This is a genomic window from Bradyrhizobium nivariense (assembly GCF_029846695.2).
Taxonomy (GTDB): Bacteria; Pseudomonadota; Alphaproteobacteria; order Rhizobiales; family Xanthobacteraceae; genus Bradyrhizobium.
In genome coordinates, this window is sequence record NZ_JARWCR020000137.1 from 1 (window position 1) to 6,972 (window position 6,972).

The 6,972-nt window shown below is 61.8% G+C and carries 9 protein-coding genes; 5 read left to right on the plus strand and 4 right to left on the minus strand.

The window, feature by feature from the left end; all coding sequences use genetic code 11:
• Positions 1 to 171 precede the first annotated feature (171 nt).
• Positions 172 to 1,251: a Cj0069 family protein gene (locus tag QCM77_RS45065; RefSeq protein WP_280097037.1), complete on the minus strand. Its 1,080-nt coding sequence runs from the start codon at positions 1,249 to 1,251 to the stop codon at positions 172 to 174.
• A gap of 482 nt (positions 1,252 to 1,733) precedes the next feature.
• Between QCM77_RS45065 and QCM77_RS45070 the strand changes: the two genes are divergently transcribed.
• From QCM77_RS45070 to QCM77_RS45085, 4 genes are read left to right on the plus strand one after another with little or no spacing between them, the layout of a single operon-like run.
• Positions 1,734 to 1,967, plus strand: a complete 234-nt coding sequence (locus tag QCM77_RS45070; RefSeq protein ID WP_279665103.1) for a hypothetical protein — start codon at positions 1,734 to 1,736, stop codon at positions 1,965 to 1,967.
• Positions 1,968 to 1,984: 17 nt separating this feature from the next.
• A complete protein-coding gene (locus tag QCM77_RS45075) occupies positions 1,985 to 2,893 on the plus strand; it encodes a DUF1259 domain-containing protein (RefSeq protein ID WP_279665104.1) in 909 nt (302 codons plus the stop codon).
• A gap of 3 nt (positions 2,894 to 2,896) precedes the next feature.
• Positions 2,897 to 3,544 carry a hypothetical protein gene (locus tag QCM77_RS45080; protein ID WP_279665107.1) on the plus strand — a complete coding sequence of 216 codons (648 nt, stop codon included), beginning with the start codon at positions 2,897 to 2,899 and terminating at the stop codon, positions 3,542 to 3,544.
• 29 nt (positions 3,545 to 3,573) lie between these two features.
• Positions 3,574 to 4,074 (plus strand): GlcG/HbpS family heme-binding protein, encoded by a 501-nt coding sequence (locus QCM77_RS45085; RefSeq protein ID WP_280097038.1) that lies wholly within the window; start codon positions 3,574 to 3,576, stop codon positions 4,072 to 4,074.
• Between the two features lie 128 nt (positions 4,075 to 4,202).
• Here the strand turns inward: QCM77_RS45085 and QCM77_RS45090 are convergent, their stop codons facing one another.
• From QCM77_RS45090 to QCM77_RS45100, 3 genes are all read right to left on the minus strand, one after another.
• Entirely contained in the window at positions 4,203 to 4,442 is a 240-nt protein-coding gene (locus tag QCM77_RS45090; RefSeq protein WP_347882448.1) for a YjiS-like domain-containing protein, read from the minus strand.
• A 381-nt stretch (positions 4,443 to 4,823) separates the two neighbouring features.
• Positions 4,824 to 5,075 carry a hypothetical protein gene (locus QCM77_RS45095; RefSeq protein ID WP_280097034.1) on the minus strand — a complete coding sequence of 84 codons (252 nt, stop codon included), beginning with the start codon at positions 5,073 to 5,075 and terminating at the stop codon, positions 4,824 to 4,826.
• A 227-nt stretch (positions 5,076 to 5,302) separates the two neighbouring features.
• Positions 5,303 to 6,451 carry an ABC transporter substrate-binding protein gene (locus QCM77_RS45100; protein WP_280097035.1) on the minus strand — a complete coding sequence of 383 codons (1,149 nt, stop codon included), beginning with the start codon at positions 6,449 to 6,451 and terminating at the stop codon, positions 5,303 to 5,305.
• 166 nt (positions 6,452 to 6,617) lie between these two features.
• Here QCM77_RS45100 and QCM77_RS45105 point away from each other — a divergent pair, with 166 nt between their 5' ends.
• Positions 6,618 to 6,758: a hypothetical protein gene (locus tag QCM77_RS45105; RefSeq protein ID WP_280097036.1), complete on the plus strand. Its 141-nt coding sequence runs from the start codon at positions 6,618 to 6,620 to the stop codon at positions 6,756 to 6,758.
• The last annotated feature ends 214 nt before the right edge of the window (positions 6,759 to 6,972 follow it).

Here is a 6,972-nt window from a genome sequence, read left to right on the forward strand (position 1 = left end):
GCTGCCGCGCGAACCGTCGACGCGGTCTGCGCCGCAATCGGCCGCGCACTCGATGCCTTCACATCCGAGGAATGCGCCAACTACCTCAAAAATTCAGGCTATCGAACCTAATGCCATCACGCTTTAGCAATCGATGATTTGCCAATGCTGTCGCTGCGCGCTCCCAGGCCTTTATCTGCCGGAACCAGCCCTTTGCGTCTGCACAAGGCGGTGCTTCACCGTCCGCGCGATCGCCGCGGGGGCCTGCTCAGGGACCGCGAAGCAGGAACTCGCGTTGATTTCGCACAGGACGTAGCTGTCGGCTCCGGCCGCATCTTTCGGGCCGTACAGGAAGTCCGCGTCCCAGATGACTGGGAGCGAGCCTTCGTCGATGTTCAGTGTCTCCATCATGCCCGGGGTCCACTCGTCCTCCATCACCCTTCGCAGCGCCTGGAATTGCGGCGCATCGGGTCCGTGCATGATCCGCGGGCCCGGCTGCGCCTCGGGCGAGTCCACGCCTTCCGGCGGCGGCGGAATCAGGGCCTTGATCCGTTGGTGCCCGAAGCCTGCGACCTTCGACCCGCTCATGTAGCAGCGGATCATTCCGTCGGGCAGGCGGGGTTGAAACGCCTGGTCGATGACGCAGCCGCCCCAGCCGAAATACGGCACGCATCGGGCGAGGAAGACGTCGAGCGGCATGTCCTCGGGCAGGCTGCCGCGTTGCGCATGGAGCACCCGGACCATGCTCCCCGCGTTGGAGAGCGCCTCGACCTTCCAGACCCCTTGGCCGCCGTTGCCGCGATTTTGCTTGAGCACGCGGGGACCGTCCGCGCGAAGGCGCGACGGAAATTCGGCGCGGAACGCCGCAGCGGTGTCATAGCGATGCGTATCGGCGCCCCACCCCAGGTGACGCGTGCGAAAGAGCACGTCCTTGACGCCCATCTTCAGGATGACGTCCGGATGCGCACTCACCCATGGTCCTTGCGCTGCAACATCACGGAGCAGAGGATCGAGCTCAGCACGCGTCTTGCCCTGGTGGATCGGATCGACCCAGACGAGCACGCCGTCGGCCGCGAGCAACTGCACGCGGACCGCGTCGGCAAAGCTTTCGTCGTAGATCGCCGGCCGGGCTTCGATGCCGACGGCGGCGAGTGCTTCGAAAACGCGGACGAAGCGGCTGTTTTGCGCCGTCGCATCCCGCCGTGCGGCAGCGTCTCCGCGTGAGAGGATGGCGACGGTGTGTTGGTGAGAAGGGTGTCGTTCGGTGTCCATGCGCAAGCTCCACGAATGGCGTGCTGCGCAGAGCTTGGACCGAGGCCTCACGGGGAGTCTGCTTTGTCCCCATGCGAGGAACACTAACGAGGCCGTCCGCGAGTTTCAAGACGGTGGCCAGTGCGTTTCCGTTGGAGCGGTGAACTATTCGTGACGTTCGCCGGCGATTTGGATGGGCAGCCCGAAGCACACGCCGGTTGACAGCTCCCGTCCTCGGGTTTTTATTTGGGGTTCGGGGATGTGCGATCTCCCCGTGAGGCGACATGCCCAAGCATCGCGTCCTGATCACCAAGGGCGCAGCATGTCATCATACATCCCCGATTTCATCCGGCAGGTGGCTCGACTTTTCGGCACGGCGTCCGCGCCGGTCGCGTCGCTGTGTGCATCGATGCCCGGAGCCTCTTGCGCCTTGTCGGCGTCGAGCAGGGGAAAGGTCGCGAAACGGACTTCACCTGGGGCGGAATAAAACCAGGAGGACGATCATGCGAACACAAACAATCTTCCGCACCGTTCTGTTGCTTGCGATCGCGGGCGGGCTGTCGAGCGCGCACGCCCTGACACAGGAGGAACTCGTCGCCCGGATTCAGGCGGCCGGCTACTCGCAGGTGAGCGACATCAAGTCGACGGCCGAAGGCATCACCGCAAAGGCGGTGAAGAACGGCAAGGCGGTGACGCTCGTCGTCGACAGCAGCGGACAGGTCAAAGAGCGAAACTGAAGGTGAGGAGTAGCACGATGAAAAGAATCATCTGGGCCATGGCCGGCATCGGCGTCTGCCTTCTTGCATTTCGCTTTGGCTCCTTCATCCCCGCATACGCCCAGGATGCCGAATGGCAGAAAGTGGACGAGACCCTGGGCCGCAAGCCCGCCGTCTCGGACGACGTCCGCCGTTACGGCTTTCCCCGCAGCGATCTCTCCGTGACCTTGGACGGGGTCGCGATCAAGCCGGCGCTGGCGCTGGGCGGCTGGGTCGCGTTCAAGCCTGCGCATGGTGATGCCATGGTGATGGGCGACCTCGTGCTGCTCGAGACCGAGATCAATCCGGTCATGGCGAAGATGATTGCGAGCGGGCTCGAAATCACCGCCGTGCACAATCATTTGCTGCGTGCGAGCCCGGCGACGTTCTACATGCACGTCGCCGGCCATGGTGATCCCGTCAAGCTGGCCTCGGCGATCCATGATGCGCTCGCCGAAAGCAAGACGCCGCTGACGGTCACGGCGCCGGCGAACCCGCCGCCCGCCGTCGACCTCGACACGGCGAAGCTCGACCAGATCATCGGCGTCAAGGGGCAGGCCAATGGCGGCGTCTACCAGTTCAATGTGAAGCGGCGCGACCCGATAACGGAAGACGGCATGTTGTTGACCCCCGTCGCCGCGATGGGCGTCGCAATCGCCATCAATTTCCAGCCGACCGGAGCAGGCAAGGCGGCCATCACCGGCGATTTCGTGCTGACCAGCGACGAGGTAAACCCGGTCATCCTGGCGCTGCGGACGCACGGCATCGAGGTGACGGCGCTGCACAGCCACATGCTGGACGAACAGCCGCGCCTCTTCTTCATGCATTTCTGGGCGAACGACGACGCAATCAAGCTTGCCAACGGCTTGCGTGCCGCGCTCGACAAGACGGCGAGCACGAAGAGCTGAAACATGGCCAAGCTTGCGCTGGCATCTATGCTGGCTTTGTTGGCGGGAGGGAATGCCGTGGCTGAGACCCTGAATTTTGACGACGCTGCTGCCGGAACATCGCCTGCAGGGTGGACCTTGACGATGACCGGCAAGGGAGAACCGAAATGGACCGTCGAGGCCGAGCCTACGGCGCCAAGCAAGCCCAACGTTCTCAAGCAATCCGGACGGGCGACGTTTCCCCTCGCCATCAAGCGCGATACCTTCATCCGTGACGGCTTCGTTGAGGTGAAATTCAAGGCCGTCGCCGGGTCCGAGGATCGCGCCGCGGGAGTCATCTGGCGCGCGAAGGATGCCAACAATTACTACGTGGTCCGCGCTAACGCGCTGGAAGACAATGTCGTGCTCTACAAGACGATCAATGGCGTTCGAATGTCACTGGAGATCGTGGGTCGCAGAGGCGGTTATGGCGTCAGCACGCGGGTGCCGTCCGGGCAATGGCACGTGCTGCGTTGCGACTTCGCAGGAAGTCGGTTCAAGGTGACCTATGACGGAAAGAAATTGTTCGAGGTGGAGGACACCACGATTGCGCACGCGGGCATGATCGGCCTGTGGACCAAGGCGGATAGCGTGACCCTGTTCGATGATCTGACATATGGTGAGATCAACTAGGTGCTTGGTCACCTATGCCGGAGATTGCCATGAATGTTCGATGCCTGTCGGTTGTCACGGCCCTGCTGATTGCGTCGATCTGCCCACTTCGGGCGGAAGAAGGTTTGGTCGCCTACAAATCGCTCGGTCCGGAACTGGCGCTCGATCTTGCGCGCGCTGCGTTGGCTAGCTGCCGCACCCGTGGGTACCAGGTTGCAGTCGCTGTCGTCGATCGCTTCGGCGTCACGCAAGTGATATTGCGCGATCGTTTCGCAGGCCCCCACACGCCATCAACGGCAGCAGGCAAGGCGTGGACTGCTGCGTCGTTCAAGACCAGCACGACCGAGCTGAATGCGATCAGCCAGCCGGGCATGATGCAGTCGGGCATTCGCAACCTTCCCGGAGCGGTCATCATAGCCGGAGGACTGATCGTCGAAGCAGGCGGCTCTCTGGTCGGAGCGGTCGGTGTATCCGGCGCTCCGGGCGGTGACGCGGACGAAGCGTGCGCGAGAGCCGGAATTGACGCGATACGTGACAGACTGGAGTTCTGAGGGGGCGTCAAGATCGCGACAGGAACGTCGACCGGCCTTTTCGCGAGCTTGGCGGCCCGTCTAATCCGCAGACAGACGCGCCGCCTTCGTACGCCCAGGTGTGGGTGCTCATCGACAAAATATGACAATCACCGATCGTCGCGCCAACCCGAGAAGTAACACCGTCGAGCTTCCCCAACGATTGTTCTCGATAAACCGATGTCCGCGAGAAGCCGGTCGTCCAATTCGAGGAGCTCGTCGTATTGGCGGCGCCGTGTGATGCCGTCCAGTAGCGCGAGCGCAAACTTCCAGAACCATCCAGGGTTTGGAGAAGGGCCGAAGGTTGCGCTGGATGTGCCGATTGAGCCAGTGGTGCTGTCGCAAGACATGTTTCACCTCCGTAATGGAGCGAAACAACGCTTGGCTCGAAAGCTTGTCGGGCGGTTGTGTTTGACCCGATGGCTGTTGCTATCATGCCCGTCTTTGCCGCACAAGCGACCCTGATAATGTCCTGATCGCGACCTGAGACGTACTCGTGAACCACTTCACGGATCTTACTTCCCGCTCTCTTCGGGGGCACATCGCACTACAAAATCATCGCGGCTGTTCGGAGGTGAAATTCCACGGTGCGACGCGATCAAGCTCGCCAACGGCTTGCGCGCCGCGCTCGACAAGACGGCGAGCACGAAGAGCTGAAAAAGTCGGCGGACGGCAAACTCTCCGTGTCGCTCACACCCTTCCGGTTTTGAGGGGGCGCCCGCTTTGCGAAGCTACTGTCGGGCCGCTCGGCTTGCACCCGGGATTTGTCCGCCGAACTTTGACGGGCCGGTGCCGCTGACGCTGGTCGGACCGCCCGCCGTCCCGTTGGGGTCGGTCCGGGCCGCCGTCCGGCCGGGGCCGTGCATCAGGTTCATCGAGCCGAACCAGCCGTGATGATGGTGGCGTTTGGCGCTGTGAGCCGAGGCGTAGTCCGTCGAGCAGGCCAGCAAGATCGCTAAAGTAAGGGTTGCCGTTTTCATCATCGTTTCCTCCAGTTGGAGAAACTGCTTGGGCAAGCGGCTGTTCCAGGCCTGGTCGGGTAGGGCGGCCCCTCGCAGCAGTCTCCGACAATCGCGCAAATGGGTGCATCCGACCGAGGAGCGTTAATCGGAGCGCCGCCTGATGGTTGAGATCCTGCTCCCTACCATACTCGAAGGACTTTCGACCGGAGTGGGTGTCAGCTTCAGCACTCAAGCCGACTCCGCGCTATTCATTCGATCACCCTGTCAGCGCGTGTCAGCATGGTAGGCGGGATATCAACTCCGATCATCTTTGCTGTCTTTAGGTTGAAGGCCAGATAGAAACTCGTCGGCTGCGCCACTGGCATCTCGGCAGGGTTTTCGCCCTTTAGGATTTTGTCGACGTAGGGCGGGACGGCGCGAAATAGCGTGGGCCAGTTCGGCCCGTAAGACATCAAGGCACCCGCCGCGACGAATGGGTCCGTCCAACCCATCACGGGAAGCCGATGAGCAAGCGCTAAGTCCGAGATGCGCTTTTTTTCCCTGGAGATCACAGGGGATATGCCGAGGATGACGGCTCCGAAACCGCGCCCAGCCAGTTGCGCGAATACGTGCTCCAGATCATGGGCATTGCGCGCTTCGAATGCTTCGAAAGACAGGGCCAGCCGTTCAGCAGCGGTCCCGCTTTCAGATATCTCGAATTTGAAGTTGGGGACCCCTGGATCATAGATCAGGACAACGCGAGATACTCCTGGAATAGCCTCCTTGACGAGTTCAACGCGTTTGGCCGTCAAATCCGTCGCAAGGGCTGACAAGCCCGTCAGATTTCCGCCCGGCAGTGCGAGACTGGCCACGAGCTTGAGTCCGACCGGATCGGAAGGACCTACGAAGACAACGGGTATCGTCGACGTGGCGCGCTGAGCCGCCGAAGCGGACGGAAAGGTCACAGCCACCAAGACATCTACCTTGAGGCGCACCAGTTCGGCGGCCAAGCTGTGAAAACGCTCAGCTTCCTCGTTGGCGTACCGCTCCTCGAATATTGCGCTTTTTCCGCTGACATAGCCGAGTTCGGAAAAACCCGCGAATATCGCAGGGCGGAAGCCGAGAGCATCTTTCCTCCTCCGCGGTCCCCGCGTGCCACAAGATTCCAATTCTAGGAATCTTTTTCGGCTGCTGCGCGTTCTAAGTTCCCGATCAGTCGATCGACGAGCTGATGCCGTGGAGCTTTGTGGACTCGCACGGCTGGAGAAGGCCGGAGGAAAGTAGGGCTGATGAATGTGGATCGTTATGCCGATCTCTGGCTCACGGACTTTCCGATAGATCCCTATGAGGTCGTTCGGGCGTTTCCAATTCCCGCTTTCCTCGTCGCGCGAAAAGGTGAGCCGACCGGTTTGCGTCAACGCGCAGCTATTCGGAACGTTGTGATCCTCCGGGAGGGCTTTACACGGGCTAGCCGCTGGACAGAAGCGATCGAGGCGCTGATTTCGGCGCTGGGCGGCTGGGAGGCTGGGAGGCTGGGAGGAGGTCGGGCGGGTGCTAAATCAGCTTACGGGCGCCGATCGCCTCGTGCAGCTCACGCTCCCAGTTAGCAACGCGCCGCATCAGGAAAACGACTTCGTCCGGGCCGCCACGCTCGCAAAATTGGCCCGCCTCGATATCGATCTCGGTATCGAATTCACTCAGTACGCGTCGGTCGAGACGGATTGACGATCAGCGGCGCGTGACACGACCTCGACCGAAGGCAAAACGTCCGCTACTAGGCTCCAACGTTTCAGACATTCTCTAGTCCGCTTCGGGTCCAGGCTGTGTAAAAACGCGGCTCCGCATCACCTCCATGCAACGAAGGCGGCCGTCGGTGTCGCTATTGAGTTCGCTGCCCGCGCCTCACGCCCGCATGGCTGCCAGCAATGGCTCGACGCCG

What these genes read in the sequence shown, in the direction of transcription:
- QCM77_RS45065 (WP_280097037.1), bottom strand. Translation starts at nt 1,251, where the DNA reads ATGGACACCGAACGACACCCTTCTCACCAACACACCGTCGCCATCCTC.
- QCM77_RS45070 (WP_279665103.1), top strand. Translation starts at nt 1,734, where the DNA reads ATGCGAACACAAACAATCTTCCGCACCGTTCTGTTGCTTGCGATCGCG.
- QCM77_RS45075 (WP_279665104.1), top strand. Translation starts at nt 1,985, where the DNA reads ATGAAAAGAATCATCTGGGCCATGGCCGGCATCGGCGTCTGCCTTCTT.
- QCM77_RS45080 (WP_279665107.1), top strand. Translation starts at nt 2,897, where the DNA reads ATGGCCAAGCTTGCGCTGGCATCTATGCTGGCTTTGTTGGCGGGAGGG.
- QCM77_RS45085 (WP_280097038.1), top strand. Translation starts at nt 3,574, where the DNA reads ATGAATGTTCGATGCCTGTCGGTTGTCACGGCCCTGCTGATTGCGTCG.
- QCM77_RS45090 (WP_347882448.1), bottom strand. Translation starts at nt 4,442, where the DNA reads ATGTCTTGCGACAGCACCACTGGCTCAATCGGCACATCCAGCGCAACC.
- QCM77_RS45095 (WP_280097034.1), bottom strand. Translation starts at nt 5,075, where the DNA reads ATGATGAAAACGGCAACCCTTACTTTAGCGATCTTGCTGGCCTGCTCG.